The sequence below is a fragment of the Bradyrhizobium sp. IC3195 genome (genome assembly GCF_020193585.1).
Taxonomy (GTDB): Bacteria; Pseudomonadota; Alphaproteobacteria; order Rhizobiales; family Xanthobacteraceae; genus Bradyrhizobium; species Bradyrhizobium yuanmingense.
On the sequence record NZ_JADYVG010000001.1, the window covers coordinates 193,997 to 220,900 of the forward strand.

The window sequence follows — 26,904 nt, forward strand, 5'->3', positions numbered from 1 at the left end:
GCCCCGAGACGCCGTTTCCGCGGCACTGGCTCTATTACATCGCGCTGAAAATCGCGCTGCTCGCCGGCGCGGTGGCGATCGTGCTCAAGCTTTATGGGATGTGGTAAGGACGATGGGACAGACTTTGCCAAAGCCCGCACTGAGGCCCTTCCTGCCGGCGGATGTGCCGATGCTCGCCGCGATCTTCGCCGCCAGCATCGAGGAGTTGACCGGCGACGATTATAGCGAGGCGCAGCAGGAAGCCTGGATGGCGGCGGCCGAGGACGAGGAGTTCGGCAAGCGGCTTGCGTCCGACCTGACGCTGATCGCGACGCTGGAAGGCTCGCCGGTTGGTTTTGCTTCGCTGCGCGGCAACGATCACATCCGCATGCTCTATGTGCATCCGGCCGTGGCCGGGCAGGGCATCGCGACCATGCTGGTCGACGCGCTGGAGAAGCTCGCCGGCGGCCGCGGCGCCAAGAGCCTCTCGGTCGACGCCAGCGATACCGCGGAGGGCTTCTTCGCCAAGCGCGGCTACACCGCCCAGCAGCGCAACAGCGTCACCATCAACGACGAGTGGCTCGCCAACACCACCATGAAGAAGACGCTCGGAGCGGGGCAATGAGCAAGCAGCGTCTCTATCTGTTCGACACCACGCTGCGCGATGGGGCGCAGACCAATGGCGTCGACTTCACGCTGGCCGACAAGCAGGTCATCGCGGCGATGCTCGATGATCTCGGCATCGACTATGTCGAGGGCGGCTATCCCGGCGCCAATCCGCTCGATACGGAGTTCTTTGGCTCCAAGCCCAAGCTCAATCATGCGCGCTTCACCGCCTTCGGCATGACGCGGCGGGCGGGCCGCTCGGTGTCCAACGATCCGGGCGTCGCGGGCCTTTTGGAAGCGAAGGCGGACGCGATCTGCTTCGTGGCGAAGGCGTCGGCCTATCAGGTCCGCGTCGCGCTGGAGACCACGAAGGAAGAAAACCTCGCCTCGATCCGCGACAGCGTCGCGGCGGCGAAGGCGGCCGGCCGCGAGGTGATGCTCGATTGCGAGCATTTCTTCGACGGCTACAAGGAAGACGCCGCCTTCGCGCTCGCCTGCGCCAAGGCCGCCTTCGATGCCGGTGCGCGTTGGGTGGTGCTGTGCGACACCAACGGCGGCACCATGCCCGATGAGGTCGAGGCCATCGTCAGAGACGTGACCAGGCACATCCCCGGCGATCACGTCGGCATCCACGCCCATAACGACACCGAGCAGGCGGTGGCCAATTCGCTCGCCGCGGTGCGTGCCGGCGCGCGGCAGATCCAGGGCACGCTGAACGGCCTCGGCGAGCGCTGCGGCAATGCCAATCTCTGCTCGCTGATCCCGACGCTGAAGCTGAAGACGGGGTTTGCCGACGCTTTCGAGATCGGCGTCACCACCGAGAAGCTGGCGACGCTCGTCAAGGTGTCGCGCACGCTCGACGACATGCTCAACCGCGTGCCGAACCGGCATGCTCCTTACGTCGGCGAGAGCGCCTTCGTCACCAAGACCGGCATCCATGCCTCCGCCGTGCTGAAGGATCCGCAGACCTACGAGCATGTGTTGCCGGAGCTGGTCGGCAATCACCGCAAGGTGCTGGTGTCCGACCAGGCCGGGCGCTCCAACGTCATCGCCGAGCTCGACCGCGCCGGTATCCCCTACGAGAAGAGCGATTCGAAGCTGACGCGTCTCGTCGAGGAATTGAAGGAGCGCGAGGCGGCCGGCTATGCCTATGAATCCGCCAACGCCTCGTTCGAGCTCCTGGCGCGCCGCACGCTCGGCAAGGTGCCGCATTATTTCGAGGTCGAGCAGTTCGACGTCAACGTCGAGCAGCGCTACAACGCGCTCGGCGAACGCGTCACGGTGGCGCTCGCGGTGGTCAAGGTCGACGTCGCCGGCGAGCATCTGATCTCGGCGGCCGAAGGCAACGGTCCCGTCAACGCGCTCGACGTCGCCCTGCGCAAGGACCTCGGCAAGTACCAGAAGTTCATCGAGGGCCTGACACTGATCGACTATCGCGTCCGTATCCTCAATGGCGGCACCGGCGCGGTCACGCGCGTGCTGATCGAGAGCGAGGACGAGAACGGCGATCGTTGGACCACCGTCGGCGTGTCCCCGAACATCATCGATGCCTCGTTCCAGGCGCTGATGGATTCGGTAATCTACAAGCTCGTGAAGTCGGACGCGCCGGCGTAACCCCCACGACGACTGTCATTCCCCGCGAAGGCGGGGAATCCAGTACGCTGCGGCCCATCGATTTATCTACTGCTGTCACGGAGTACTGGATCGCCCGGTCAAGCCGGGCGATGACACCGAGGATGGGGAAAGGGCACGGCCATGATCGACCACATCTCCGTCGGCGTCAGCGATCTCGATCGCGCCGCAAAGTTCTACGAGGCGACGCTCGCCGCACTCGGCCTCGCGCGCCTCGTCACGCGGCCGCGGACGATCGGGTTTGGCAAGGCCTATCCGGAGTTCTGGATCAATCTGCGCGAGGGCATGCCGCGTGTCGCGCCGGAGAGCGGCGTGCACATCTGCCTGCGAGCGAAAACCGCGGCCGAGGTCGATGCGTTTCACGCAGCTGCGCTGTCCGCTGGCGGCGCCTCTGACGGCGCACCGGGCCTCCGCCCGCACGATCGCGTGCGCTACTACGCCGCCTTCGTCACCGATCCCGACGGCAACCGGATCGAGGCGGTGACGTTTCCGCAGGAATAGGGTCGGTCTAAAGCGCGATGCGATTAGGATCGATCGTCATCGCGCTTTAGGTTGTTGTTTGAGCATGATCTTTTCGGAAAACCGCTTCACACTTTTCCGGATCATGCTTTAGAGCCGCCGGGCCACGTCGGGCGCGAGATCGCGCTGGTCGTCAGGGATCTGCGCCGCCGCGGCGCGCAGCCGTGGGATGATCTCCTCGACCTTGTCCGCCTTCAGGATATCGACGGTGAGGCCGGCACGGATGAACTGGGTCTGCCGCATGTGGGCCACCAGGGAGAACAGCGGCTCCCAGAAGCCGTCGACATTGGCCAGCAGCACCGGCTTGGCGTGCCGGCCGAGTTGCTGCCAGGTCAGCTGCTCCACCAGCTCCTCAAGCGTGCCGAGCCCGCCGGGCAGGGCCACGAACGCGTCGGAGCGCTCGAACATCAGCCGCTTGCGCTCGTGCATGTCGGGCGTGACGACCATCTCCTGCACGCGCGTCAGCGCATTCTCGCGCATCCGAAGGAAGTCGGGGATGATGCCGGTGACCATGCCGCCGTGATCCAGCACGGAGGTCGCAACCGCGCCCATCAGGCCGAGCGAGCCGCCGCCATAGACGAGGCGGATCTTGCTTTCCGCCAGCGCTTTGCCGAGCGCCTTCGCCGCTTCAATAAAGTTGGGATTTGTTCCAGGGCCGGAGCCGCAATAGACACAGACGGTTTTGATCGTGCTCATTGGTGCCATGATGCATTGCAGCGAAGTGGCGTCAAGCCCAAACGGTGATTCGATACGTCCGGGAATTTACCGGTAAATCGCGACAAACAATCGAAGATTCGCCATCTGGCGGGGTGCGCGGGCATCGGGAAGGCTCTATATGACGGGCGAAAATCGTTAATCGCAGTTGCGCCCGCACCCGGCGGGCTTCGGGTTTGTTGATGGACCAACCTCAATCGTTCGACGGCGCCGACGTTCCTGATCCTTCCGTGGCAGGACCGCAGGCCGGGGCCACGCTGATGGGCACGCTGGCACATCTGTGGCCCTACATCTGGCCCGGCGACCGTTCCGACCTGAAGATGAGGGTGGTCTGGTCGCTGGTGCTGCTGCTCGCCGCCAAGCTGATCACGCTCACCGTGCCGTTCAGCTTCAAATGGGCGACGGATGCGCTGACCGGCGCCAACACCGCGCCGGTAGCGGCCGACAATTGGCATCTCTGGGTGATCGCCTCGCCCTTGCTGCTGACCGCGAGCTACGGCGTGATGCGCATCCTGATGGCGGTGCTGACGCAATGGCGCGACGGCATCTTCGCCCGCGTCGCCATGCATGCGGTGCGCAAGCTCGCGACCCTCACCTTCATCCACATGCACGAGCTGTCGCTGCGCTTTCACCTGGAGCGCAAGACCGGCGGCCTCACGCGCGTGCTCGAGCGCAGCCGCGAGGGCATCGAGGTTATCGTGCGCATGGTGATCCTGCAGCTGATCCCGACCATCGTCGAGGTCTCGCTGCTGCTGGCGGTGCTGCTCTGGCAATTCGACTGGCGTTACGTCGTCGCGACCCTGATCACGGTCACGCTCTACATGTACTACACCTACGTCGCGACCGAGTGGCGGATCGGCATCCGCCGCAAGATGAACGATTCCGACACCGAGGCGAACACCAAGGCGATCGACTCGCTGCTCAACTACGAGACGGTGAAGTATTTCAGTGCCGAGGCACGCGAGGCGCAGCGCTACGACAGGTCGGTCGAGCGCTACGAGGAGGCGAGCGTCCGCACCTACACCTCGCTCGCGGTGCTCAACACAGGCCAGGCGGTGATCTTCACGCTGGGCCTGACCGCGACCATGCTGATGTGCGCGATCGGCGTGCGCAACGGCACCAACACGGTCGGCGATTTCGTGCTGGTCAACGCCATGATGATCCAGCTCTACCAGCCGCTGAACTTCATGGGCATGGTCTATCGCGAGATCAAGCAGGCGATCATCGACATCGAGAAGATGTTCGGCGTGCTCAGCCGCGAGGCCGAGATCAAGGACGCGCCTGGCGCGAAGCCGCTGGCCATCTCCGCCGGCACGGTGCGCTTCGAGGACGTGCGCTTTGCCTATGAGCCGGCGCGCCCCATCCTCAAGGGCATCAGCTTCGAAGTGCCGGCCGGAAAGACGGTTGCCATCGTCGGCCCCTCCGGCGCCGGCAAATCGACCATCTCGCGGCTCCTGTTTCGCCTCTATGATGTCTCCGGCGGCAGGATCCTGATCGACGGCCAGGACATCCGCGAGGTCACGCAGGCCAGCCTGCGCGCATCGATCGGCATGGTGCCGCAGGACACCGTGCTGTTCAACGACACCATCCGCTACAACATCCGCTACGGCCGCTGGGATGCGACCGATGCCGAGGTCGAGGAGGCCGCGCGGCTGGCGCAGATCGACCACTTCATCCGCATGGCGCCGAAGGGCTACGAGACCCAGGTCGGCGAGCGCGGCCTGAAGCTGTCGGGCGGCGAGAAGCAACGTGTGGCGATCGCGCGCACGGTGCTCAAGGCGCCGCCGATCCTGGTGCTCGACGAGGCGACCTCGGCGCTCGACACCCATACGGAGCACGAGATCCAGGGGGCGCTCGACCGCGTGGCGAAGAACCGCACCTCCCTGGTGATCGCGCATCGGCTTTCCACCATCGTCGGTGCCGACGAGATCATCGTGCTGGACCAGGGCCGCATCGCCGAGCGCGGCACTCACGCGAGCCTGCTCGCGCAGGGCGGGCTCTATGCCAGCATGTGGAACAGGCAGCGCGAGGCCGAGGAGGCCCGCGAGAAGCTGGCCAAGATGGCCGACACCAATGCCGCGCCCAACCGGGAGCCGCCGCCGGTCGATGATAGCCTGACGACGCCCGCGGCGGCGGAGTGACCTTGTCTCCGGTCCCAAGTCTGGCCTAAACAAAGTCTGGCCTAAACAAAAGTCTGACCTAAACAAGCCCGCGCGACGACCCCGTGGCATCAACCCCGACCGGCAAAAAGCAATGTCCATTCTCGATTCGATCCAGCGTCAGATCCCGCCGATCCACAAGGAGGGTTATCCCTTCATCGGCGCCTTTGCGCTGGCGAGCCTGCTCCTGTTCTGGCTGTGGTCGCCGCTGGGGTGGATCGGCACGATCCTGACCGTTTGGTGCGCGCTGTTCTTCCGCGATCCCGTCCGTGTGACGCCGGCGCGCGAGGGTCTCGTGGTGTCGCCGGCCGACGGGCGTGTCTCCATGATCACCATGGCGCTGCCGCCGGCCGAGCTCGGGCTCGGCGACCGGCCGCTGCCGCGCGTCTCGATCTTCATGAGCGTGTTCAATTGCCACGTGAACCGCGCGCCCGTGGCGGGCAGGGTGGATCGTATCGCCTACCGGCCCGGCCTCTTCATCAACGCCGAGCTCGACAAGGCGAGCGAGGACAACGAGCGCAACTCGCTGGTGATCACGACGCCGACGGCGCGGATCGGCGTGGTCCAGATCGCCGGCCTGGTCGCCAAGCGCATCGTCTGCTTCGTCAAGGAGGGGCAGGCGATCGGCGCCGGCGAGCGTTTCGGCCTGATCCGCTTCGGCTCGCGCCTCGATGTCTACCTGCCCGTGGGTACCAAGGCGCTGGTCTCGGAAGGGCAGACCGCGATCGCCGGAGAGACGATCCTGGCCGACCTTGCCGGCGACGACCCGGGCCGCGCGTTCCGCGCCAATTAACCAATAGTCGGTGCTCGCAGGCGTTCCGCCGCAATGGCGGAGGGCGGCGCGGCTTGCTATATCTCGCCTCGAGATAAGGACGAGCCATGACGCCTTACGATTTCAAGGATCCCGACGTCCGCCGCCGGCGGTTCCGACCGATCCCGGTGCGGATGCTGGTGCCCAACGTCATCACGCTGCTGGCGATCTGCGCCGGCCTGACCTCGATCCGCCTGTCGATCGAAGGACGGATGACGCTCGCGGTCTATGCCATCGTGTTCGCCGCCGCGCTCGACGGCATCGATGGCCGCATCGCGCGCATGATCAAGGGGCAGTCGAAGTTCGGCGCCGAGCTCGACAGTCTCGCCGACTTCGTCAATTTCGGCGTGGCGCCCGGCCTGATGCTGTATTTCTGGCAGCTGCATGAGCTCGGCAATGCCGGCTGGATCGCCGCCATGGTGTTCGCGATCTCCGGCGGCCTGCGGCTTGCGCGCTTCAATGCCACCATGGACGATCCGAACAAGCCGGCTTTCGCCGCCAATTTCTTCACCGGCGTGCCGGCGCCCGCCGGTGCGATCACAGTGCTGCTGCCGATCTATGTCGCGTTCCTCGACGTCGGGCGCACACCTGCGGCGGTGACCGCGGCCTACACGCTTCTGATCGCGTTTCTGATGGTGTCGCGCCTGCCCGTGTTCTCCGGCAAGACCAAGCGGATGCGCGTGCCGCCCGAGCTGGTGCTGCCGGCCTTCGTCGCCGTGATCGTCTTCATCGCGCTCCTGATCGCCTATCCCTGGCACGTGCTGTCGATCGGCACGGTGCTGTACCTTCTCGCGCTGCCGCTCGGCTACAAATCCTATCGCGACCAGGCGCGCGCGATGGAAGCCACCGCGCCGGCGGGAGGCGAGGTCCCGTCACCGCCCTCGGCGCCGACGCTGGCGAATTTGTCGGAGCCGCCGCAAGACGACGATCGGCCCGGACGACTGCACTAAAGCGCTCCTCGCGGATATCTGCCATGAAGCCCGCCTGAGTTGGGTCGAGGTCCGATCTCGGCTATATCGCCCTTGTGCCGGCGGCATCGCGCAATCAATCGCCGCCAACCTGGGAGAGAACGCCGTGACCAATTCCGCGACCGGGCCGCTGCCCGCTTCCGTCCTCGAAGCGCTGGGCCGTTACGATACGCCGACAATCTGCAACGCCATGGAGATCGTGGCGCCCGAGCGGCGGCTGATCGGCTACACCACCAAGCAGCTGGTCTGTCCGTTTCCCGACCTGCCGCCGATCGTCGGCTATGCCCGCACGGTGACGATCCGCTCGGTTCTGAAATCATCGCTTCCGGCCGAGGAGCAGTCCAAGCGCCGAATCGCATATTACGAATATGTCGGCACCGGCCATGGCCCGCGCATCACGGTGATCCAGGACATCGACGGCCCCGATGTCGGCTATGGCGCGTTCTGGGGCGAGGTACAGAGCAACGTGCACAAGGCGCTCGGCTGCCTCGGCGTCATCACCGACGGCTCGATCCGCGACATCCCGCAATGGGCGCCAGGGTTCCAGGCGCTGGCCGGCTCGATCGGCCCGTCGCACGCCTGGGTGCACGCGGAAAGCTTTGGCGGCGAGGTGCGCGTCGCCGGCATGACCGTGAAGTCGGACGACCTCATTCACGCCGACCGGCATGGCGCCATCGTGATCCCGCTCGACCTTGCCGCAAAGCTGCCGGAGGCGGCCGAACTGTGCGGCCGCCGCGAGACGCCGATCCTGGAGATCGCCCGCAGTCCCGACTTCTCGCTCGAGAAGCTCAAGGCCGCGCTGAAGCGCTCTGCGGAGATCCATTGACGGCTGCTGGAGCGTGATCCGGAAAAGTGTGTAGCGGTTTTCCGAAAAGATCATGCTCAAACAATAACCTAAAGCGCGATGACGATCGATCCTAATCGCATCGCGCTTTAGGGCAATCTACGGCCCGGACGACGGCCGAATGCCGCCTTGCTCGGTCAGAAGCAGGGCGACTTGATCCGGTTCTCCGAGCACGGCGGCGGCGCATCCGATCAGGGTGAAGCCGCCGGCAAGGTCCCAGAGGGTGATATCGTCTGCGCTGTTGGCGCTGCGCATCAACCGCGCCGCGAGCACGGCGAAGGCGGCCTCGATAAAGAGCAGCACGCTGAACGCCGGAAGCACGAGTTCCGGCTCGAGCAGGTGGAACGCCAGCGCCGCGGGCAGCGCCGTGAGTAGACCGAATAGCATCAACATCGCGCTGGCTCCGCGATTGGCCCTGTCGCAACGCTAGCAGACACCAGCTGATCCCCGTCCACGATGTGGCGGAGGGCCGCAGCCGACGTGACGTGGTGGGCGCCTGCTTATGGTTAGCGAAAGGTTGAAATTCCTATCGCTGGACGGCAACCGGGACAAATTGCGGCGGCAGGCGGCACATCGTCGAGACTTAACCTTTACGCGCCTTTAAGGGCGGCGCTCTAGGGTCTGCGATGCGGTTCGGGGTTGAGCCGCGCCAGCGGCCAGGACGGCCGTTGTTGCGTAGGCGTTGGAGTCGATCATGGATATCGCAACACTTGTCGGCCTCGTCGCAGGCGCCATTGTTGTGTCGTCGCTGATCCTGATGGGCGGTACGTTCGGGATGTTCTACGACATCCACGCCGTCATCGTCATCTTCGGTGGCTCGTTCGCAGCGACGATGATCCGCTTTCCTTTGTCCGCGATGATCCACGGCGTGCCGCTGGGCGCGAAGTTTGCTTTCACCCTGAGCCGCCTGTCGGCTCACGACCTTGTCGACGAGCTCGCCCGCATCGCGGAAATCGCCCGCAAGCAGGGCCCGGTCGGACTCGAAAAGGTCGAGACCGACGAGCCCTTCCTCGCCAAGGGCATTCGCTATGTTGCCGACGGCTACGACCTCGATTTCATTCGCGACAATCTGGAGCGCGACCGGGACAACTTCCTGATGCACCTCGACGAAGGCAGCAAGATCTACCGCGCCGTCGGCGACTGCGCCCCGGCGTTCGGCATGATCGGCACGCTGCTTGGCATGGTGCAGATGTTCTCCAACATGTCGGATCCCTCCAAGCTCGGCCCGTTCATGGCCACCGCGCTGCTGGCGACCCTGTACGGCGCCGTTGTCGCCAACCTGATCTGCTTGCCGATCGCGGACAAGCTGCACGGCAAGCTGCTGGACGAAGAGACCAACCGCACCTTGATCATCGACGGCATCCTGATGATCCGCGACTCCAAGAGCCCGACCCTGGTGCGCGAAATGCTGCTGGCCTATCTGCCGGAGAAGCATCGTCACACCGAAGGCGAGCCGGTGCCGGCTTGAGGCCGCCGCCTGGATTTTGAGAGATGGCCAAGAAGAAGCGCGGCAATGCTCACGGTGGCGGCCACGGCTGGTTCGTGACCTTCGCCGACCTGATGGCGCTGCTGCTGGCGTTTTTCGTGATGCTGGTCGCGTTCTCCACGCAAGACGCCAACAAGCTGAAGATCGTCGCGGGCTCGATGCGCGAGGCGTTCGGCGTGCAGACCGAGGCGCGCTACTCCGGCATCGTCGAATCCGACGGCCTGCCGACGCGCCCGCGGCTCAAGAACGTCGACCACATCCAGCCGGAAGATGCCTCCAACACGCCGACGCCAGATCAGGAAGACCGCGAAAAGACCTCCGGCGCGAAGATCAAGGTCGACCGCAATTTCGCGCTGGCCGCAGCCTCGCTGCGCCAGGCGTTGCAGGACATGCCGGAACTGACCGAGATGTCCAAGCACATCATGTTCGAGGAGACCAAGCAGGGCCTGAACCTCGAGATCGTCGACCAGGACGGCCGCTCGATGTTCGCCGACGGCTCCAAGGTGCCCTATGACCGCACCCGCCGCCTGGTCGAGAAGCTCGCGATCCCGCTCAAGGCGACGCCGCTCCGCGTCTCCATCGCCGGCCACACCGCGGCGGGGTTCGTGCCGACCCGCAGCGACTATGGCGCCTTCGATCTGTCGGCCGATCGCGCCAACGCCGTGCGCCAGATCCTCGAGCGCCAGGGCCTGCCGCCGTCGCACATCTTCGCCGTCTCCGGCAAGGCCGATACCCAGCCGCTGTTTCCGGACGATCCCTCGCTGGCAGCCAACCGGCGGGTGACCATCACCTTGATGCGCGAAGATCCGCCGCTGCCGCCGAATCTGAGGCCGTAACCCCCTTGCGCTACCATCTTACCTGAGGCATGTCGTCGCGCGGGCGATGAGCGTGGCTGTGGCGTCACAGCATCCGGCTCGGCGCCTGCTATGATGGTGCGCCGATTGACAGGTGCACCGGAAGCGTCAAAAGGCGCCGGATCAATTTCAGGAACGAAGCGTTCTCCACCTTCATGACGGCGAGCATCACACAGGCCGAGACCCAGGACGGCCGGCCCACCGCAAGTTTTTGGGCCCTTACGCTCGGGAGTGTCGGCGTCGTCTTTGGCGATATCGGCACTTCGCCGCTCTATGCATTCCACGAGGCGGTCAAGGCCGCCGCCCATGGCGAGCCCGTCTCGCGCGTCATCGTGCTCGGCGTGCTCTCGCTGATCCTGTGGGCGCTCCTGATCGTCGTCACCGCCAAATATGTCCTCTTGCTGCTGCGCGCCGACAATAACGGGGAGGGCGGCACGCTCTCGCTGATGGCGCTCGGCCAGCGCGCGCTCGGGCGGCGAAGCTGGGTCCTGCTCGCGCTCGGCGTGATCGGCGCTTCGATGTTCATCGGCGATTCCATGATCACGCCGGCGATCTCGGTGCTATCGGCGGTGCAGGGCCTCAAGCTCGCGACCCCCGCGCTCGAGCACTATGTCGTGCCGCTCACCGTGCTCATTCTGGTGCTGCTGTTCGCCGTGCAGAGCAAGGGAACCGCATTGGTCGCCTCGGCCTTCGGGCCGGTGATGGTGGTCTGGTTCACCGTCATCGCCGTGATGGGGGCTGTCCACATCGCCGACGATCCCACGGTGCTGGCGGCGATCAATCCGTACTATGCGGTGCAGTTCGTGCTGTCGCACGGTGTGATCGGCCTCGTGACGCTCGGCGCGGTGTTCCTGGCGGTGACGGGCGGAGAGGCGCTTTATGCCGATCTCGGCCATTTCGGCCGCAAGCCGATCCAGTCGGCCTGGATGTTTTTCGTGCTGCCGGCGCTTCTAGTCAACTATTTCGGGCAGGGTGCGCTGGTGCTGTCCGATCCCAGCGCGATCGAGCATTCGTTTTATCGCATGGTGCCCGAGAGCCTGGTCCTGCCGCTGGTCGGACTCGCGACGGCCGCAACCGTGATCGCGAGCCAGGCGGTGATCACCGGCGCCTATTCGCTGGTCCACCAGGCCGTGCAACTCGGGCTCCTGCCGCGTTTTGAGGTGCGTTACACCTCCGAATCCCATGCCGGCCAGATCTATCTGCCGCGCGTCAACCGCCTGCTGCTGATCGGCGTGATGCTGCTGGTGCTGCTGTTCCACACCCCCAGCAATCTGGCTTCCGCCTACGGTATTGCCGTCTCCACCACCATGGTCGCCGACGGCATCATGGGCTTCGTCGTGATCTGGAAGTTGTGGAACTGGCGCGCCGCGACGGCCGCAGCCGTGATCGTCCCCTTCGTCATCGTCGATTTGAGCTTCCTCAGCGCCAATTTGCTCAAGTTGCTCGAAGGCGCCTGGGTGCCGCTGCTGTTCGGCATCGTCATGGCAGGGACGATCTGGACCTGGCGCAAGGGCTCCGCAATCCTGATCCAGAAGACCCGCCGGATCGAGGTGCCATTGGACGATCTGATCCGCAGTTTGGAGAAGCGGCCACCGCACATCGTCAAGGGCACCGCGGTGTTCCTGACCAGCGATCCCGCGTTCGTGCCGACCGCGCTCCTGCACAATCTCAAGCACAACAAGGTGCTGCATGAGCACAACGTGATTCTGACCATCGAGACCGCGCAGACGCCTCGGGTCGATCTGTCGGAGCGGTTCAGGATGGAGAAGATCAGCGAAAAGTTCTCCAAGGTCCGCTTGCGCTTCGGTTTCATGGAGCAGCCGAACGTGCCGAAGGCGCTCGCCATCGCGCGCAAGCAGGGTTGGCAGTTCGACATCATGTCGACGTCGTTCTTCGTGTCGCGCAGGTCACTGAAGGCCTCGGCACAGTCGGGCATGCCGCTCTGGCAGGATCATGTGTTCATCGCGCTGAGCCGGTCGGCCAACGATGCCACCGACTACTTCCAGATCCCCACCGGCCGCGTGGTCGAAGTCGGAACTCAGGTCACCATCTAGAATGCAACTGGCGAAGCCATGCAGATTTGCATGGCTATGGCCCGGAATCGGGCTAGGCCATGCCGGTGGCGCAGGACTATAAGCCGCGCGCTCTTCCGCCGTTGTGCAGTGAAGCATTTTAGAGGCCATCGGGCTCTCCCATGACAAGCGACGTAGCAGTTCCCGCCCCGGAAACGGTGGCGGCAAATGGGCATGGCGATGCCCATACCACCGCCGGTTTCGGCGCGCTGACGCTCGGCAGCATCGGCGTCGTTTACGGCGACATCGGCACCAGCCCGCTCTACGCGTTCCGCGAGGCGGTGATGGCGGCCTCGGGCGCGGACGGGTTGCCGACGCCGGCAGCGGTCCTCGGCGTGCTCTCCCTGATCCTGTGGGCGCTCATCGTGGCGGTGACGCTCAAATACGTCGTGATCCTGCTCCGCGCCGACAACAACGGCGAGGGCGGCACGCTTGCACTGATGGCGCTGGCCCAGCGGGCGGTTGGCACCGGCCGCGGCGGGGCCACCATCGTCCTGCTCGGCATCATTTCCGGAGCTTTGTTCTACGGCGATGCCGTGATCACGCCGGCGCTCTCCGTGCTGTCGGCGATCGAGGGCATGAAGGACGTCACGCTAAGGTTCGAGCCCTACATCGTTCCGCTGACGGTTGTGATCCTGGTCGGCCTGTTCGCCGTGCAGTCCCGCGGCACGGCGCGCGTTGCCGCCTTGTTCGGCCCGATCATGTGCGTCTGGTTCACGGTTCTGGCGGTGGCGGCGATCCCTCAGATCGCCCAGCAGCCGCAGGTGCTGCTTGCGCTCAACCCGCTCTACGCCGTGAACTTCATGCTGCACCATAGCATCGTCGGCTTCGTGACGCTGGGCGCGGTGTTCCTGGCGGTGACCGGCGCCGAGGCGCTCTATGCCGATCTCGGCCATTTCGGCAAGCGGCCGATCCAGACCGCCTGGCTTACCATCGTGCTGCCCTCGCTGGCGCTGAACTATCTGGGGCAGGGCGCGCTGGTGCTCGGCGACCCCGGCGCGATCGTGAGCCCGTTCTTTCAGCTGTTCCCGCAAGGCTTCGTCCGAGGCTGCATGGTCGTGCTCGCCACCATGGCGACCGTCATCGCGAGCCAGGCCGTCATCACCGGCGCCTATTCGCTGACGCGTCAGGCGATCCAGCTCGGGCTGCTGCCGCGCTTTGAAATTCGCCATACGTCGGAAGCCCATTCCGGCCAGATCTTCATTCCGCGCATCAACCAGCTGCTGCTGGTCGCGGTGGTGCTGCTGGTGCTGCTGTTCCGCTCGTCGAGCGCGCTCGCATCCGCCTACGGCATCTCCGTCACCGGTACCATGGTGGTCACGGCGATGATGGGCTTCGTCGTGGTCTGGAAGGGCTGGCGCTGGTCAGCGCTTGCTGCCGGCGCGCTGATTGCGCCGTTCCTGTTCCTCGATCTGACCTTCCTGAGCGCGAACCTGTTGAAGGTGTTCGAGGGCGGCTGGGTGCCACTGGCGCTCGGCGCGCTCATGATCATCCTGATGTACACGTGGCGGCGCGGCAGCCGGCTGCTGTTTGAAAAGTCGCGCAAGCTCGAGTTTCCGCTCGCCGATCTCGTGGCGATGCTGGAGAAGCGGCCGCCGCAGCGGGTGCCTGGCACTGCGGTGTTCCTGACCTCGGACCCGCTCAGCGCGCCGACCGCGCTGATGCATAGTCTGAAACACTACAAGGTGCTGCACGAGAAGAACGTCATTCTCACCATTGAGACCGCGCAAACCCCGCGGATCGATCCGGCCGAACGGGTGAAGCTGGAGCAGATTTCACCGACCTTCTCCAAGGTGACGCTGAAGTTCGGCTTCATGGAATCGCCCAACGTGCCGAAGGCGCTCGCGATCGCCCGCAAGCTGGGCTGGCAGTTCGACATCATGTCGACCTCGTTCTTCCTGTCGCGCAGGGCGCTCAAGCCCGCCGCCCATTCCGGCATGCCGCGCTGGCAGGACCGGCTGTTCATCTCGCTCAGCCGCTCCGCCAACGACGCCACCGACTATTTCCAGATCCCGTCCGGCCGTGTGGTCGAGGTCGGCACGCAGGTGACGATCTAGGGCAGACGATCTAGGCCTTGGGATTCAAAGCGGACTTCAAGTCGCTGCGATTTAGCTTTAACTTGCGCCGCGCGGCTCAAGCCTTTGTGGCGCTTGATTTTCGTCTCCCGAGAGGCGAGGTTGCCGCCGGCCGGGATCGCCCCGGTACGCGGCCCGCGACGTTGGAGGATGATGTGGCAAATCAAGTGCAGGATCTGACCCCGGACGAGGTCGCCAAGGGTGTCGCGGAAGGGCGTTATCTGCTCGTCGACGTCCGTGAGCCAAACGAGGTCGAGGCCGAGGCTTACCCTTACGGCGTCGTGGTTCCGCTCTCGACCTTCGATCCGAAGGCGATCCCCGATCCCGCCGGCAAGGAGGTCGTGTTCGCCTGCCGCTCGGGCAAGCGCTCGGTGACGGCCTCGCTGGCGGCGCAGGCGGCAGGCCTGCCTTACGACAAGCATCTGGCCGGCGGCATGCTGGGCTGGAAGGCGGCCGGGCTTCCCAGCAAGGTCGGTGGCTAACCGCGCAATGACGACCAAGAGCTCTTCGCTGAACAAGGTCTTCGCCGACCTTCCCGTCACCATCTTCGAGGCGATGTCGCAGGCCGCGCGCGACAACAATGCGATTAATCTCGGCCAGGGCTTTCCCGACGATCCCGGCCCCGAGGACATCCGCCGCGCCGCGGCCGAGGCCTCGCTGAACGGCTACAACCAGTACCCCTCGATGATGGGCCTGCCGGAGCTGCGCCAGGCGATTGCGACCCATTACGGCCATTGGCACGGCCTCAAGCTCGATCCGATGAGCGAGGTGATGGTCACCTCCGGCGGGACCGAGGCGCTGACCTCGGCGATCCTCGCGGTGGTCCAGCCCGGCGACGAGGTGGTCTGTTTCCAGCCGGTGTACGATTCCTATCTGCCGATCATCCGCCAGGCCGGCGGCATTCCGCGCTTGGTGCGTCTCGAGCCGCCGCACTGGCGGCTGAATGAAGACATGCTGAAAAGCGTGTTCAATTCAAAGACCAAGGCGGTGCTGTTTAACAACCCCTTAAATCCCAGCGCGGTGGTCTATCCGCGCGAGGATCTCGAGCTCTTGGCGCGCTATTGCCAGGCGTTCGACGTCATCGCGATCTGCGACGAGGTCTGGGAGCACGTCACTTTCGACGAGCACAAGCATATCCCGCTGATCACCATTCCCGGCATGCGCGAGCGCACCATCAAGGTCGGCTCGGCCGGCAAGATCTTCTCCCTGACGGGCTGGAAGATCGGCTTCGTCTGCGCCGCGCCACCTCTTTTGAGAGTCGCCGCCAAGGTGCACCAGTTCCTGACCTTCACCACCGCGCCGAACCTGCAGGCCGCGGTCGCCTATGGGCTCGGCAAGTCCGACGACTACTTCCTGTCGATGCGCAAGGATTTGACGCGAAGCAGGGACCGCCTGACCAAGGGGCTGGAGGGCCTCGGCTTCCCCGTGCTGAAGTCGCAAGGCACCTACTTCCTTACCGTCGACCTGTCGCCGCTCGGGCTCAACGAGAGCGATACCGAGTTCTGCTGGCGGATCGTGAAAGACTACAAGGTCGCGGCGATCCCGGTCTCGGCGTTCTACGAGCAGGACCCCGTGACCTCGGTGGTGCGCTTCTGCTTTGCCAAGAAGGACCAAACGCTCGACACCGCGCTGGAGCGGCTGTCGGATGCGGTGCGTGGACGCAAGAGGTAGATCGAGATGACGAACGTCGGCCGCCTCAGGCTTGGTTTCGCGATCGCTGCGGCACTGACGTTGCTCTCCGCCCCCGCCGGGGCCGAGGAGCGGGTCGTCAACTTCTACAACTGGTCCAACTACATGGCGCCTGACGTCCTGGAGGCCTTCACCAAGGAGACCGGTATCAAGGTCGTCTACGACACCTTCGACGCCAACGAGACGCTGGAGACGCGCCTGATGGCCGGCAAGTCCGGCTATGACGTCGTGGTGCCCACCGCTTATTTCCTGCAGCGCCAGATCAAGGCCAATATCTTCCAGAAGCTCGACAAGTCGAAGCTCCCGAACCTCGCCAATGCCTGGCCGGTGGTGACGCAGCGCCTCGCCACCTACGACCCCGGCAATGTCTACGCCGCCAACTACATGTGGGGCACGACGGGCATCGGCTACAACATCGCCAAGGTGAAGCAGATCCTTGGGGCTGATGCGAAGATCGACAGCTGGGACATCGTCTTCAAGCCGGAGAACCTCGCCAAGTTCAAGGACTGCGGCGTCCACATGCTCGACTCCGCCGACGACATCTTCCCGGCGGCGCTGAGCTATATCGGGCTCGATCCGAACTCGACCAAGCAGGCGGACCTGGAAAAGGCCGCCGATGCCGTGGCGAAAGTCCGCCCCTCCGTACGCAAGTTTCACTCGTCCGAATATCTAAGCGCGCTCGCCACCGGCGAGATCTGCTTCGTGGTCGGCTGGTCCGGTGACATCATGCAGGCCCGCGCCCGCGCCGCGGAAGCCAAAAGCGGCGTCGAGATCGGCTACACCATTCCGAAGGAGGGCGCGCAGATGTTCTTCGACAATCTCGCGATCCCCGCGGATGCCAAGAATGTTAGGGAAGCCTACGAGCTGATCAACTATCTCTATCGCCCGGACGTTGCCGCCAAGAACTCGGACTTCCTGTCCTACGCCAGCGGCAACCTCGCCAGCCAGAAGCTGGTGGATCCAAAAATCCTGAACGACAAGAACATCTATCCGGACGAGGCGACGCTCGCAAAACTGTTCGTGATCACGGCGCGCGAGCCGGCCACGCAACGGATCATCAACCGGCTCTGGACGAAGGTGAAGACGGGGCGGTAGTAGCGCCTGTCATTGCGAGGAGCGAAGCGACGAAGCAATCCAGACTGCTTCCGTGGAACGATTCTGGATTGCTTCGCTGCGCTCGCAATGACGGAGTATTTACCGCCACCTTCTGTGCAGCCATAGCCACTGCTCGGGATGCTCGCGGACCCAGCTTTCCACGACGCTCGTGATCGCCTGCGTCGTGCCCTGGATGTCGATCTTGCCATCGGCCTCGCGCACCGGCTGGATCTCTTCGGTGAGCTCGCCGCGGAAGCGGCCGTCGGGCAGGCGGATGATGCGCACGCCGTGGATCGGGCACTCGACCTGGCGCAGGAGGCGCGCCAGCATCGGATTGGCGCGGGTCTTGCGGCCGAAGAACGTGACCTCGACGCCGGCCGTCAGATACTGGTCGATCAGCATGGCGACGTGCTTGCCGTCCTTCAGCGCTTGCGCGAGCCGCAGCGGCGCGTCGCGGCCGGCCGGGATCAGCGTGCCCATGTTGACCTGGCGCATCTCCTGGATGATGCGATCGGCCGAGGCGATGTTCGGGCGGCGATAGAGAATCGCGGTGTCCAGGCCATGCGCGACCGCGGCGAGCGCCGGCAATTCCCAGTTCGCAAGATGTGCGGCGAAGATCAGCGCCGGCTTGCCGTCGTCGCGGATCTGGTCGAACAGCTCGATGCTGCGCGGGGAAATCTCGATGCGACTCTTCTCGGGGACATCGCGGGCGTAGTCCCAGACCTGGTCGATATGGGCGAACTCGGCGCCGACGCGGCCGAGATTGTCCCAGACGCCCATCAGGATCCGTTCGATCTCCTCCGGTGACTTCTCGGGGAAGGCGGCGGTGAGGTTGGCGCGGCCGATGCGGTGCTCGCGCAGGCGCGGCCCGATCAGCTTGACGGCACGCGCGAAGAAGTCCGAGGTCTTGGCCGGATCGAAATAGCGCGTGGTGCGCAGCATCGCGACAGTCGCGGCGCCGATCAGGCTGCCGCCGAGCGATTTGGCAGCCTCCCGCGCGCGGGCCTTCGTGCTCGCAGGAAGCAGCGCCATGCGTCCGGTCAGGCCGGTTCGCGGGTCAGGATCAGCGAAGCGTTCTGGCCGCCGAAGCCGAACGAGTTCGACATCACCGCGGTCACGCGAGCATCGCGCGCCTTGTTGCCGACGACGTCGAACAGGATCGTGGGATCCGGATTGTCGTAGTTGATGGTCGGCGGAATGCGCTGATGCTCGAGCGTGAGCAGCGAGAAGATCGCCTCGACTGCGCCGGCGGCAGAGATGGTGTGGCCGACCATCGACTTGTTGGAGGTGACCGGAATCTTCTGCGCGAGCTCGCCGAAAACGGCCGACGTCGTGTTGAACTCCATCTTGTCGTTCTCGGGCGTCGCGGTGCCGTGCGCGTTGATGTGGTCGATCTGATCCGGCGTCATGCCGGCATCGGCCAGCGTCTTGTTCATGCAGCCGATGATCGGCTTGCCGTCGGGCGAGGAGCGGGTGCGGTGGAAGGAATCGGTGAGCTCGCCGCAGCCGGCGATCACGCCGAGAATTTTTGCGCCGCGCGCGGTGGCGGCTTCATAGCTCTCCAACACCAGCGCGCCGGCGCCTTCCGCCATGACAAAACCGTCGCGGTTCTTGGAGAAGGGACGGGAGGCCGCCTGCGGCGGATCGTTCTGGGTCGACAGCGCCGAGAGCAGCGAGAAGCGCACCAGCGCTTCCGGGTTCACGGTGCCGTCGGTCGCGACGCAGAGCGCTGCGTCCGTCTCGCCGCGGCGGATCGCCTCGACGCCGAGCTGGATCGAGGTGGCTCCGGACGCGCACGCCGTCGACAGCGAGATCGGCGAGCCCTTGGTGCCGAAGGTCTCGGCAAGATAGGCGGCAACCGAGCCGAACATGAAGCGATGATGATAGGCGCTAAACTTGCCGCCGCCGGAGATGCGGAGCAGATCGTCATAGGTGATGTCTTGCTGGCCGACGGCGCGACCGAGCTCGCGACGCTGCGGCCATTCAACCTCGACCGGCGCCACCGCGAGGAAAAGCGGACCCGGGAAATCGGCCTTGGCGCCGATGCCGGCTTGCTCCAGCGCTTCCTGCGTCACCAGCTCGGCCATCCGCTCGGACAGAGCGGTGGAAGAGAACGGATCGGCGCTGACGAAATCGACCGTTCCGGCCATCGTGGTCTTGAGACCGTCGATCGGAAAACGCGTGATCGTGCGGATACCGGATTCGCCGGCGACGAGCTTTGCCCAATTGTCGGATTTGCCGGCGCCGAGCGAGGTCATGATGCCCATGCCGGTGACGACGACAACGGGACGCCCGAGTTTGTCGCGTGGTGCAGTCATGTCGATCCCCGCTTGAGCTGATTAAACCGCCTCGACCAGCGCCATGCCTTCGCCGCGCCAGTGTCCGGCTCCCACCACCACGATCTGGGTGGGCGCGCCCTGCATTTCAATCTCGGTCCCCGTGGAATCATTCGGCGGGAACAGCGCTCCGCGCGAGATCGACAATGCAGCGAGGGCAATGCCGAGCGGAAATTGCGTTTCCATGGCGTGGCCGAACACCGTGCCGGTCGAGCGCACCGGAAAGTCGGCATGGTTCTTCAGGAAGTCGCGCTCGTCCGAGGTCGCAGGCTCCGCCCCAGTCGCCCCGGTGATGATCGCGCCCTTGCCCTCGCGCCTGGGCAGCTTGTCCCACAGCTTCTCGAGCGTCGCGGTCATGTCGCCGGGCTGCTTGCGTTTGGCGAGGTCGGCGACGACGCTCGACAGCTTTGCGAACGGCTTGGCGCCGCGCGCTTCCGCATGCGCCTTCGATTCCAGCACCAGGAAGGCGCCGGCCGAGCCGAGCGCGAAGCCGGGATGGTCCTTGCGCGCCCACACGGGCGCGAACTTGTCCTTCAGGTTGAAATCGCCGAATTCGTAGAGGACGAGCAAGTCCTTGCGCTCGCCGTTGTGCGATCCGCCGACCAGCGCGATGTCGCTCTCGCCCGAGGCGATGCGCGCGAGCGCGATGCGGGCGGCATCGGCGCCGGCGACCTCTTCGCCCATGAAGGTGCGCGAGGTGCCGCCGAGACCGTGCACGATGGCGATGTTGCCGGCAAGCAGGTTGGAGAGCTGGGCCAGGAACAGCGTCGGCCGGAGATCGCTCATCAGCCGTTCGTTGAGGAAGCCCGGCGCGTTGGCGCCCTTGGCCTCGGCGGTGAGAATGCCGCTGTCGACGTTGATGTCGCGCTCTCCGCCGCCGGCGGCGACGACCATGTCGATCTTCGACAGGATGTCCTTGTTGCCTTTGATGCCGGCAGAATCGAGCGCAAGACCGGCGGCATAGGTGCCGATGCGCTGCCAGGCTTCCATCTGGCGCTGGTCGCCCTTCTTCGGGATCTGGCTGTCGAAGGATACCGGCATCAAGGGATGCACGATGTAGGGCGCAAAGCCCTTCTCGTCGACATTGATGCGCTTCTCGGAAAGCGCGGCCCAGTTGGCGTCGAGGCCCTCGCCGAGCGAGGTGGCGAGCCCAATGCCGGTGATCCAGACCTCGGTCTGGCCCGGCTTCAAAGCGGGAGTGTCAGTCATGACGATACGGCCTGTTGCGGAAAGCCGACGCGCTCGGCGACCTTCGCCATGTATCCGCGCATATCCGCATTGGGGAAGGGAATCAGCGTGAAGGTCAGCGCCGAATTGGCGCGCAGCTTGCCGCCGACCCGGATCTTGGCCTCGGTCATGGCATAGCCGGAGCCTTCATGGGTGAGGCTCGCCTCGATGCTCATGAGGTCGCCGGGGAAGACCGAGCCGCGGACCTTGGCCTCCTTCACGGCGGCCAGGATCGGCATGCGTTCGAATCGGAACACGCCGAGTTGAAGCCAGCCCGAGGCCTGCGCCATCGATTCGATCAGGAGCACGCCGGGCATCAAGGGATAACCCGGGAAGTGCCCCTCGAAGATGGTGCTTTCCTGCGGGACCTGCGCTTCGACGACGATCGTCTTCTCGTCGACCTTGAGGTCGACGATGCGATCGATCATGTGGAAGTATTCGAGTTGCATGACTGCGCCCTTAGGCGCTCGCGCCCTTGGCCGCAACCAGTTCGTCGATGCGGGCGCACAGGTTCTTCAGCACGAAATATTGCTCGGTGGTCGCCTTGCCGTCGTTGACCTCCTGAGTCCACTTCTCCAGCGGCAGCTTGATGCCGAACTGCTTGTCGATCGCGAAGGCGATGTCGAGAAAATCGAGGCTGTCGATGCCGAGATCATCGATGGCATGGCTATCCGGCGTGATCGTGTCGCGCGGGATGTCGCAGGTTTCAGCGATGATCGTGGCGACCTGATCGAATGTGGATGACATCACTAAGCCTTTGATATATTGTAGGTATTTGTCAGATTGTCCAGAGTGGCACGGTGGCTGGGCATCGCGCCCCTGATGACGCCCTCAAACCCCCCTCTGGCCGGGTCGAAAGCCCGTATATCGGAGCGCCGCCTTGAGTTCAATGGAGCCGGGCAGGCCTCCGGGGGCAGCATCGGACGTGGCTGGGGATGCCGGCTGGGTCCGTCCGCCGCGAGGTCCGTGCCGGGCCGGTCCCTAAATATGCGGCGTTGTGATCTTGACGCAGTCGCGGCGGCCCATCAGCACGCAATCCTGGGTCCGGCGCAGGTCGGCGATGCTGACCGCGAGCCAGATCCCGATCGCCGTCAGCGCGATGGTGAAGGCGAGCGCTGCGATGTTGGCAAGCATGCGCTGCCGGTAATTGTCGGGCTCGGCACGCGGCTGCTCGTAGCGTGACAGGTCCAGCCGTTCGGGCGTGCCGCGGAGCGGTTGCACGGAGCCATTGCCGCGCTGGACCCTTGGAGAAGGCGGGGTGCGCGGCCTGAACTGGAGCACCCGGTGCTCCTCATCAGAGCTTATGGGCCGCTGATTGTTCATGGGGCGGGGATCACTCCGAAGCAGCGATCTAGATAGCATAGGTGAGGCACGCGTTGCAGAAAATCTTTGCAATGCCAGGATGCATTTGTGCGTTCGTACTATTTTGCGCATGGACCGGTGTGCCGCGATCCAGCAACGGGCCATCGTGTCCGTCGCGAGCGTTGCGCTGCAACGCGGGCATAGCGACAGCCATTGAGGACGTCTTTTTTACCGGCTGGTATCGACTTGTGATCTGCGCGTCTTCCGAACGGATTTTGCCACCGCGGGACCCGTGGCATAGTCGCGGGAACCCGAACCCGTTAGTTGCATGCCAGGGGCCTCGATCATGACCACGACCAACGCGCGCGAGCCGAGAGTGCATCCGGTTCCGATCCTGTCGCTCCGGCCGACGCAGATGACGGTCGGCATGCGCGAGGTCAAGGAGAAGCGCAGGCGCTGGCGCGAGCACGGCAAGAAGAAGCAGGCGGATCTGCTCGGCAAGCACATGATCCCCGTCGTTTACGGTCCCGACGCGCGCTACTACGTGATCGATCATCATCACCTCGGCCGCGCACTGCACGATGAAGGCGTCAAGGAAGTGCTGGTGACCGTCGTCGGCGATCTCAGGATGGTGGAGCGCGAGGCGTTCTGGGGCGTCATGGACAACAAGCGCTGGGTCTATCCTTACGACGCCAAGGGTGAGCGGCGCTCGTTCCGCGACCTGCCGAAATCGGTGGCCGACCTCAAGGACGATCCGTTCCGCAGTCTTGCCGGCGAATTGCGCCGCATGGGCGGCTTCGCCAAGGACACCACACCGTTCTCCGAATTCCTGTGGGCCGACTTCCTGCGCCGGCAGGTCTCGCGCAAGGCGGTGGAGGCCGATTTCGATAATGCGCTCGAGAAGGCGATGGCCGCGGCCAGAAGCAAGAATGCGATCTATCTGCCCGGCTGGTGCGGCCCGGCGGACGACGACTGAGGGTATTCACGTCAGTCGCGCTGGAAGATCCTGGCGCCGGGATAGGCGCGGCGGGCGTAAGTTACCACCAGCGCGCGGTCCTGGGTATCCAGGAAGGGCGTTCGGATCTGGCTCGATCCGACGATGCGGTGCCACAGGCCATTGAGCTTCTGGATCACGATCTTCATTTGCGTAGTCCTCGATGACTCCCATTTCACGAATGTTGCTCGTCACCGCAGTGCCTAGGATAGCGCTCGCGGGTATCAAATTCCCAATACGGCCGGCGCTGCAAAACACGTCTACCCTTGTTAGTTGGTTACGGATTGCGCCCAGATAAGCCGGATCTCATCACAGCCGCTTGAGCGAAATCAATTTCCGCGCCCACGAAACCGTCCTGAAACAGAGCCGTCCCATCTCTATGGGGTAGTCGAGCTCACACAGGAGGCGAACATGCGCCGTCTGGCTTTCGTAGTTGGCTTGCTCGCGGTCGCTTCGGCGGGAATCTCTGCATCCTTCGCCGCAGTCCACCACGCCAAGACGTTGACGTTCGCGGAGCGCTTTGCTCCGGCGCTCGAGTTGATGGCGAAGCGCTAGCCGCATACGCCTCGCAGCCGTGAGCGATGCAGCGGCGGTTCGCTGCTGGGCGGACATCACGTCGCAGTCGCCGACCGATGATGGCCGGGTCAGGTTTGACTTGTCGCAAACTTGCCTCGCCCTGAGCGGCTAAGGTCTGCCTGCATGGTTGCAGAGACAGCGTTGTGCCCCGATGGGAGGGCCCCGGGCTCCAAGTCATGCAGATCTTGTCATGCAGATCTTGGAGGCACGACCATGAGCGTCATCTTTCGCATCCTCTTTGTCCTCGCCGGCGCGATCACGGCGCTGTTCGTTGCGCGTGACGCGCTGAACTTCACCATCATCCAGACTTTCGTCGCCGTCCTGCTCGCCACCGCAATCGTCGGTGCCGGCAGCTTCTGGAGCCTGCGGCGGAAACCGTGAGCGAGGTGCAACGCGGAGGTGCGGCCGGTCTGAGTGAGACCGAGGCGCGGGCGAGGCTCGCGGCAGACGGCCCCAACGAACTGCCTCGGCCGGAAAGACGCAGTCCTCTGCGTATCGTGGTGGAAGTGCTGCGCGAGCCGATGCTGCTGCTGCTGCTCTGCGGCGGGCTGATCTACCTCGTGCTCGGCGATCTCAAGGAGGCGGTGATCCTGCTGGCGTTCGGGGCGATGTCCATCGTGATCACGGTGGTGCAGGAAACCCGGACCGAGCGCGTGCTGGAAGCCTTGCGCGACCTGACCAGCCCGCGGGCGCTGGTGGTGCGTGACGGTGCGCGCCGGCGAATTGCCGGCCGCGAGGTCGTGCAGGGCGACCTTCTCGTCCTCGGTGAAGGCGATCGCGTTCCCGCCGACGCCGCGCTCGTCGAAGCGCGGGACCTGCAGATCGACGAGTCCCTGCTGACCGGCGAGTCGGTGCCCGTCCGCAAGAAGACCGCCGACAAGATCAAAGTAGCCGCTCACCGGCCCGGCGGCGAGGATCAGCCATTCGTGTATTCCGGCTCGCTCGTCGTGCGCGGCGAGGGGTTGGCGCTGGTCGAGGCCACCGGGCCGCGCAGCGAGATCGGGAAGATCGGGCTGTCGCTTCGCGGCTTGCAGGCCGAGCCGCCGCGGCTTCAGCAACAGACCGCAAGGCTGGTGCGGCTCTGCTTCCTCGGCGGCACCATCATCAGCCTGGCCGCGATTGTGCTCTACGGCGTCTCGCGCGGCGACTGGCTGCAGGCGCTGCTGGCAGGCGTCGCCATCGGTATGTCGATGCTTCCGGAAGAATTCGGCGTCGTGCTCACGGTGTTCATGGCAATGGGTGCGTGGCGGATTTCGCAGGCCCGCGTCCTGACGCGGCGCGCCGCCGCCATCGAGGTCCTCGGCTCAGCAACAGTCCTGTGCACCGACAAGACCGGAACGCTGACGCAGAATCAGATGTCGGTCGCCGAGCTGCGCCTGCTGGACGGCGCGCGCCTGCGCGCGGAGGCGTCCGGACCGGATCAGGTCGGGCGCGAATTCGCAGAGCTGGCGCGCTGCGGGGCACTGGCAAGCTCTCCGGAGCCGTTCGATCCGATGGAGAAGGCGCTGCATTCGTTCGCGCGTGGTGTCCTGCGGGACGGCGACGCGATGGATGGCGAGCGGACGCTGGTGCGCACCTATGGTCTGCGCCCCGAGCTGCTCGCCATGACCCAGGTTTGGCGGACAGCCGGAGCGGCGGACCTCATCGCATGCGCCAAGGGCGCGCCGGAGGCGATTGCGCGCCTGTGCAGGCTGAACGAAGCCGATCGGGAGGCCGTGCAAGCTGCCGTCGGGGCAATGGCGAAGGACGGGCTTCGGGTGCTGGGGATGGCGGTTGCCGTTTGCGACGAGGCTTCCCCGCCGGCATCCCAGGAGGCTTTCGTATTCCGCTTCGTCGGCCTGGTCGGGCTTGCCGATCCGTTGCGGCCTCATGTTCCGGAGGCGGTTCGCGAATGCCGTTCGGCCGGCATCCGCGTCATCATGATCACGGGCGACTATCCGGCGACCGCCATGGCGATCGCCGCGCAAGCCGGGCTCGACGTCGATGAGGTCGCGACCGGGGAGCAGGTCAAGCTCGCTGACGACCGCGAGCTCGAGGCACTCGTCAGGAAGGTGAACGTCTTCGCGCGGGTTCTGCCGGAGCAGAAGCTGCGGATCGTGCAGGCGCTGAAGCGCAGCGGCGAGATCGTCGCGATGACGGGCGACGGCGTCAACGACGCGCCGTCGCTGAAGGCCGCCCATATCGGAATCGCGATGGGTGGCCGCGGCACCGACGTCGCTCGCGAGGCGTCCTCGATCGTCCTGCTCGACGACGACTTCAGCTCCATCGTCGCATCCATCCGCCTCGGTCGCCGGATCTACGACAATCTGCGCAAGGCCATGGCCTTTATCTTTGCCGTCCACGTGCCGATCGCGGGTCTTGCGCTGCTTCCCCTGGTGTTCGGGCTGCCGCTGGTGCTCGGCCCGGTGCACATCGCCTTTCTGGAGCTGATCATCGATCCCGTCTGCTCGCTGGTGTTCGAGGCCGAGCGGGAGGAGCGCGACGTCATGAAGCGTCCGCCGCGGCGTGCCGATGCGGAGCTGTTCTCGTGGCCCCTGATCGCCTGGAGCGTTCTGCAAGGCACGATGGCCTTCGCCTTGATCGCCGTGATCTTCGTCGCAGCGCTTCGTTCCGGCCTTCCGCCCGAGGAGGCTCGCACCCTCGCATTCATCGCGCTCGTCGTCTGCGTCCTCGCGCTGGTGCTGGTCAATCGATCCTTCAGCGCATCCTTCTTGTCTGCCTTCTTCCCTCCGAACGCGGCATTGCTCTGGATCTTCCTCTTGATTGCGCTCGTTCTCGCCACAGCCTTGTTCTGGCCGCCGGCCTCCGGCCTGTTTCGCTTCGGTCCCCTGCATCTTGACGATTTGATGATCACGCTCGGCGCGGGAGTGCTGGTGCTCACGGCGCTCGAACTGCTGAAGCCGATTTGGGCGCGGCGGCTTCGGTTCTAGCTCTCGCGAGGACTCCTGTGAAGCCAGGCGTCCGTC

The 26,904-nt window shown here is 64.9% G+C and carries 27 protein-coding genes; 18 read left to right on the forward strand and 9 right to left on the reverse strand.

Translation table 11 applies throughout. The annotated features are described in order from the left end of the window. The first annotated feature begins 112 nt into the window (after positions 1 to 112). The 3 genes from I6F09_RS00785 to I6F09_RS00795 all read left to right on the forward strand — a co-directional run bounded on the left by I6F09_RS00785 (position 113) and on the right by I6F09_RS00795 (position 2,718). Complete coding sequence (locus tag I6F09_RS00785) at positions 113 to 604, forward strand: GNAT family N-acetyltransferase (RefSeq protein WP_036001471.1); 492 nt, start codon at positions 113 to 115, stop codon at positions 602 to 604. Further along, a complete protein-coding gene (gene cimA / locus I6F09_RS00790; protein ID WP_057028835.1) occupies positions 601 to 2,199 on the forward strand; it encodes a citramalate synthase in 1,599 nt (532 codons plus the stop codon). The genes I6F09_RS00785 and cimA overlap by 4 nt, the downstream gene beginning before the upstream one ends. Positions 2,200 to 2,340: 141 nt before the next feature. Beyond that, positions 2,341 to 2,718, forward strand: a complete 378-nt coding sequence (locus I6F09_RS00795; RefSeq protein WP_036001466.1) for a VOC family protein — start codon at positions 2,341 to 2,343, stop codon at positions 2,716 to 2,718. 108 nt (positions 2,719 to 2,826) lie between these two features. Here the strand turns inward: I6F09_RS00795 and I6F09_RS00800 are convergent, their stop codons facing one another. Beyond that, on the reverse strand, positions 2,827 to 3,432 hold the full coding sequence (locus I6F09_RS00800) for a TIGR00730 family Rossman fold protein (RefSeq protein WP_025035586.1): 606 nt from the start codon (positions 3,430 to 3,432) through the stop codon (positions 2,827 to 2,829). 200 nt (positions 3,433 to 3,632) lie between these two features. On the opposite strand from I6F09_RS00800, the gene I6F09_RS00805 reads away from it, so the two are divergent. The 4 genes from I6F09_RS00805 to I6F09_RS00820 all read left to right on the forward strand — a co-directional run bounded on the left by I6F09_RS00805 (position 3,633) and on the right by I6F09_RS00820 (position 8,214). After that, positions 3,633 to 5,591, forward strand: coding sequence for an ABC transporter ATP-binding protein/permease (locus I6F09_RS00805; RefSeq protein ID WP_225187277.1), 1,959 nt, complete (start codon positions 3,633 to 3,635; stop codon positions 5,589 to 5,591). 88 nt (positions 5,592 to 5,679) lie between these two features. Next, complete coding sequence (locus tag I6F09_RS00810; protein ID WP_225112817.1) at positions 5,680 to 6,402, forward strand: phosphatidylserine decarboxylase; 723 nt, start codon at positions 5,680 to 5,682, stop codon at positions 6,400 to 6,402. A gap of 86 nt (positions 6,403 to 6,488) precedes the next feature. Next, positions 6,489 to 7,370, forward strand: coding sequence for a phosphatidylcholine/phosphatidylserine synthase (locus I6F09_RS00815; protein WP_036001453.1), 882 nt, complete (start codon positions 6,489 to 6,491; stop codon positions 7,368 to 7,370). Between the two features lie 124 nt (positions 7,371 to 7,494). After that, entirely contained in the window at positions 7,495 to 8,214 is a 720-nt protein-coding gene (locus I6F09_RS00820; RefSeq protein ID WP_225187278.1) for an RraA family protein, read from the forward strand. Positions 8,215 to 8,331: 117 nt separating this feature from the next. Here I6F09_RS00820 and I6F09_RS00825 read toward each other — a convergent pair whose 3' ends face one another. Beyond that, positions 8,332 to 8,625, reverse strand: a complete 294-nt coding sequence (locus I6F09_RS00825) for a hypothetical protein (RefSeq protein WP_036001448.1) — start codon at positions 8,623 to 8,625, stop codon at positions 8,332 to 8,334. A 301-nt stretch (positions 8,626 to 8,926) separates the two neighbouring features. Between I6F09_RS00825 and I6F09_RS00830 the strand changes: the two genes are divergently transcribed. The 7 genes from I6F09_RS00830 (at position 8,927) to I6F09_RS00860 (ending at position 17,503) form a co-directional block, all read left to right on the forward strand. After that, entirely contained in the window at positions 8,927 to 9,700 is a 774-nt protein-coding gene (locus I6F09_RS00830; protein WP_036001447.1) for a MotA/TolQ/ExbB proton channel family protein, read from the forward strand. Positions 9,701 to 9,723: 23 nt separating this feature from the next. Continuing rightward, positions 9,724 to 10,554: a flagellar motor protein MotB gene (locus I6F09_RS00835; RefSeq protein WP_036001445.1), complete on the forward strand. Its 831-nt coding sequence runs from the start codon at positions 9,724 to 9,726 to the stop codon at positions 10,552 to 10,554. 173 nt (positions 10,555 to 10,727) lie between these two features. Further along, positions 10,728 to 12,626: a potassium transporter Kup gene (locus tag I6F09_RS00840; protein ID WP_036001442.1), complete on the forward strand. Its 1,899-nt coding sequence runs from the start codon at positions 10,728 to 10,730 to the stop codon at positions 12,624 to 12,626. Between the two features lie 140 nt (positions 12,627 to 12,766). Next, positions 12,767 to 14,701, forward strand: coding sequence for a potassium transporter Kup (locus tag I6F09_RS00845; RefSeq protein WP_225187279.1), 1,935 nt, complete (start codon positions 12,767 to 12,769; stop codon positions 14,699 to 14,701). 173 nt (positions 14,702 to 14,874) lie between these two features. Further along, the gene (locus I6F09_RS00850; protein WP_025035596.1) at positions 14,875 to 15,201 is read left to right on the forward strand and encodes a rhodanese-like domain-containing protein; all 327 of its coding nucleotides are present in this window, start codon (positions 14,875 to 14,877) and stop codon (positions 15,199 to 15,201) included. A 7-nt stretch (positions 15,202 to 15,208) separates the two neighbouring features. Continuing rightward, positions 15,209 to 16,390: an aminotransferase gene (locus tag I6F09_RS00855; RefSeq protein WP_225187280.1), complete on the forward strand. Its 1,182-nt coding sequence runs from the start codon at positions 15,209 to 15,211 to the stop codon at positions 16,388 to 16,390. A gap of 6 nt (positions 16,391 to 16,396) precedes the next feature. Beyond that, positions 16,397 to 17,503 (forward strand): polyamine ABC transporter substrate-binding protein, encoded by a 1,107-nt coding sequence (locus I6F09_RS00860; RefSeq protein WP_225187281.1) that lies wholly within the window; start codon positions 16,397 to 16,399, stop codon positions 17,501 to 17,503. 99 nt (positions 17,504 to 17,602) lie between these two features. On the opposite strand, the gene I6F09_RS00865 is transcribed toward I6F09_RS00860, so the two are convergent. The 6 genes from I6F09_RS00865 to I6F09_RS00890 all read right to left on the reverse strand — a co-directional run bounded on the left by I6F09_RS00865 (position 17,603) and on the right by I6F09_RS00890 (position 22,389). Beyond that, positions 17,603 to 18,535 (reverse strand): lipid A biosynthesis lauroyl acyltransferase, encoded by a 933-nt coding sequence (locus tag I6F09_RS00865; protein ID WP_225187282.1) that lies wholly within the window; start codon positions 18,533 to 18,535, stop codon positions 17,603 to 17,605. A gap of 8 nt (positions 18,536 to 18,543) precedes the next feature. After that, complete coding sequence (locus I6F09_RS00870) at positions 18,544 to 19,821, reverse strand: beta-ketoacyl-ACP synthase (RefSeq protein ID WP_036001392.1); 1,278 nt, start codon at positions 19,819 to 19,821, stop codon at positions 18,544 to 18,546. A 21-nt stretch (positions 19,822 to 19,842) separates the two neighbouring features. Then, positions 19,843 to 21,048 (reverse strand): beta-ketoacyl-ACP synthase, encoded by a 1,206-nt coding sequence (locus I6F09_RS00875; protein ID WP_225187283.1) that lies wholly within the window; start codon positions 21,046 to 21,048, stop codon positions 19,843 to 19,845. Further along, on the reverse strand, positions 21,045 to 21,515 hold the full coding sequence (locus tag I6F09_RS00880) for a 3-hydroxyacyl-ACP dehydratase FabZ family protein (RefSeq protein ID WP_036001387.1): 471 nt from the start codon (positions 21,513 to 21,515) through the stop codon (positions 21,045 to 21,047). Before I6F09_RS00880 ends, I6F09_RS00875 begins: the two co-directional genes overlap by 4 nt. 10 nt (positions 21,516 to 21,525) lie before the next feature. Next, the gene (locus I6F09_RS00885; RefSeq protein ID WP_007592476.1) at positions 21,526 to 21,813 is read right to left on the reverse strand and encodes an acyl carrier protein; all 288 of its coding nucleotides are present in this window, start codon (positions 21,811 to 21,813) and stop codon (positions 21,526 to 21,528) included. A 234-nt stretch (positions 21,814 to 22,047) separates the two neighbouring features. Next, positions 22,048 to 22,389 (reverse strand): hypothetical protein, encoded by a 342-nt coding sequence (locus tag I6F09_RS00890; RefSeq protein ID WP_036001385.1) that lies wholly within the window; start codon positions 22,387 to 22,389, stop codon positions 22,048 to 22,050. Positions 22,390 to 22,714: 325 nt separating this feature from the next. Here I6F09_RS00890 and I6F09_RS00895 point away from each other — a divergent pair, with 325 nt between their 5' ends. Then, on the forward strand, positions 22,715 to 23,344 hold the full coding sequence (locus I6F09_RS00895; protein ID WP_057028844.1) for a ParB-like protein: 630 nt from the start codon (positions 22,715 to 22,717) through the stop codon (positions 23,342 to 23,344). 11 nt (positions 23,345 to 23,355) lie between these two features. On the opposite strand, the gene I6F09_RS00900 is transcribed toward I6F09_RS00895, so the two are convergent. After that, positions 23,356 to 23,511 carry a hypothetical protein gene (locus I6F09_RS00900; protein ID WP_225187284.1) on the reverse strand — a complete coding sequence of 52 codons (156 nt, stop codon included), beginning with the start codon at positions 23,509 to 23,511 and terminating at the stop codon, positions 23,356 to 23,358. 262 nt (positions 23,512 to 23,773) lie between these two features. Here I6F09_RS00900 and I6F09_RS00905 point away from each other — a divergent pair, with 262 nt between their 5' ends. From I6F09_RS00905 to I6F09_RS00915, 3 genes are all read left to right on the forward strand, one after another. Further along, positions 23,774 to 23,917, forward strand: coding sequence for a hypothetical protein (locus I6F09_RS00905; protein ID WP_167361652.1), 144 nt, complete (start codon positions 23,774 to 23,776; stop codon positions 23,915 to 23,917). A gap of 234 nt (positions 23,918 to 24,151) precedes the next feature. Next, positions 24,152 to 24,319, forward strand: coding sequence for a hypothetical protein (locus I6F09_RS00910; protein WP_167361653.1), 168 nt, complete (start codon positions 24,152 to 24,154; stop codon positions 24,317 to 24,319). After that, positions 24,316 to 26,868 (forward strand): cation-translocating P-type ATPase, encoded by a 2,553-nt coding sequence (locus tag I6F09_RS00915; protein WP_225187285.1) that lies wholly within the window; start codon positions 24,316 to 24,318, stop codon positions 26,866 to 26,868. The genes I6F09_RS00910 and I6F09_RS00915 overlap by 4 nt, the downstream gene beginning before the upstream one ends. Positions 26,869 to 26,904 lie beyond the last annotated feature (36 nt).

Excerpts from the sequence above, each read along its gene's own strand:
- I6F09_RS00785 (WP_036001471.1), top strand. The coding sequence starts at position 113 with ATGGGACAGACTTTGCCAAAGCCCGCACTGAGGCCCTTCCTGCCGGCG.
- cimA (WP_057028835.1), top strand. The coding sequence starts at position 601 with ATGAGCAAGCAGCGTCTCTATCTGTTCGACACCACGCTGCGCGATGGG.
- I6F09_RS00795 (WP_036001466.1), top strand. The coding sequence starts at position 2,341 with ATGATCGACCACATCTCCGTCGGCGTCAGCGATCTCGATCGCGCCGCA.
- I6F09_RS00800 (WP_025035586.1), bottom strand. The coding sequence starts at position 3,432 with ATGAGCACGATCAAAACCGTCTGTGTCTATTGCGGCTCCGGCCCTGGA.
- I6F09_RS00805 (WP_225187277.1), top strand. The coding sequence starts at position 3,633 with ATGGACCAACCTCAATCGTTCGACGGCGCCGACGTTCCTGATCCTTCC.
- I6F09_RS00815 (WP_036001453.1), top strand. The coding sequence starts at position 6,489 with ATGACGCCTTACGATTTCAAGGATCCCGACGTCCGCCGCCGGCGGTTC.
- I6F09_RS00825 (WP_036001448.1), bottom strand. The coding sequence starts at position 8,625 with ATGTTGATGCTATTCGGTCTACTCACGGCGCTGCCCGCGGCGCTGGCG.
- I6F09_RS00830 (WP_036001447.1), top strand. The coding sequence starts at position 8,927 with ATGGATATCGCAACACTTGTCGGCCTCGTCGCAGGCGCCATTGTTGTG.
- I6F09_RS00835 (WP_036001445.1), top strand. The coding sequence starts at position 9,724 with ATGGCCAAGAAGAAGCGCGGCAATGCTCACGGTGGCGGCCACGGCTGG.
- I6F09_RS00840 (WP_036001442.1), top strand. The coding sequence starts at position 10,728 with ATGACGGCGAGCATCACACAGGCCGAGACCCAGGACGGCCGGCCCACC.
- I6F09_RS00845 (WP_225187279.1), top strand. The coding sequence starts at position 12,767 with ATGACAAGCGACGTAGCAGTTCCCGCCCCGGAAACGGTGGCGGCAAAT.
- I6F09_RS00855 (WP_225187280.1), top strand. The coding sequence starts at position 15,209 with ATGACGACCAAGAGCTCTTCGCTGAACAAGGTCTTCGCCGACCTTCCC.
- I6F09_RS00860 (WP_225187281.1), top strand. The coding sequence starts at position 16,397 with ATGACGAACGTCGGCCGCCTCAGGCTTGGTTTCGCGATCGCTGCGGCA.
- I6F09_RS00865 (WP_225187282.1), bottom strand. The coding sequence starts at position 18,535 with ATGGCGCTGCTTCCTGCGAGCACGAAGGCCCGCGCGCGGGAGGCTGCC.
- I6F09_RS00870 (WP_036001392.1), bottom strand. The coding sequence starts at position 19,821 with ATGACTGCACCACGCGACAAACTCGGGCGTCCCGTTGTCGTCGTCACC.
- I6F09_RS00875 (WP_225187283.1), bottom strand. The coding sequence starts at position 21,048 with ATGACTGACACTCCCGCTTTGAAGCCGGGCCAGACCGAGGTCTGGATC.
- I6F09_RS00880 (WP_036001387.1), bottom strand. The coding sequence starts at position 21,515 with ATGCAACTCGAATACTTCCACATGATCGATCGCATCGTCGACCTCAAG.
- I6F09_RS00885 (WP_007592476.1), bottom strand. The coding sequence starts at position 21,813 with ATGTCATCCACATTCGATCAGGTCGCCACGATCATCGCTGAAACCTGC.
- I6F09_RS00890 (WP_036001385.1), bottom strand. The coding sequence starts at position 22,389 with ATGAACAATCAGCGGCCCATAAGCTCTGATGAGGAGCACCGGGTGCTC.
- I6F09_RS00895 (WP_057028844.1), top strand. The coding sequence starts at position 22,715 with ATGACCACGACCAACGCGCGCGAGCCGAGAGTGCATCCGGTTCCGATC.
- I6F09_RS00900 (WP_225187284.1), bottom strand. The coding sequence starts at position 23,511 with ATGAAGATCGTGATCCAGAAGCTCAATGGCCTGTGGCACCGCATCGTC.
- I6F09_RS00905 (WP_167361652.1), top strand. The coding sequence starts at position 23,774 with ATGCGCCGTCTGGCTTTCGTAGTTGGCTTGCTCGCGGTCGCTTCGGCG.
- I6F09_RS00910 (WP_167361653.1), top strand. The coding sequence starts at position 24,152 with ATGAGCGTCATCTTTCGCATCCTCTTTGTCCTCGCCGGCGCGATCACG.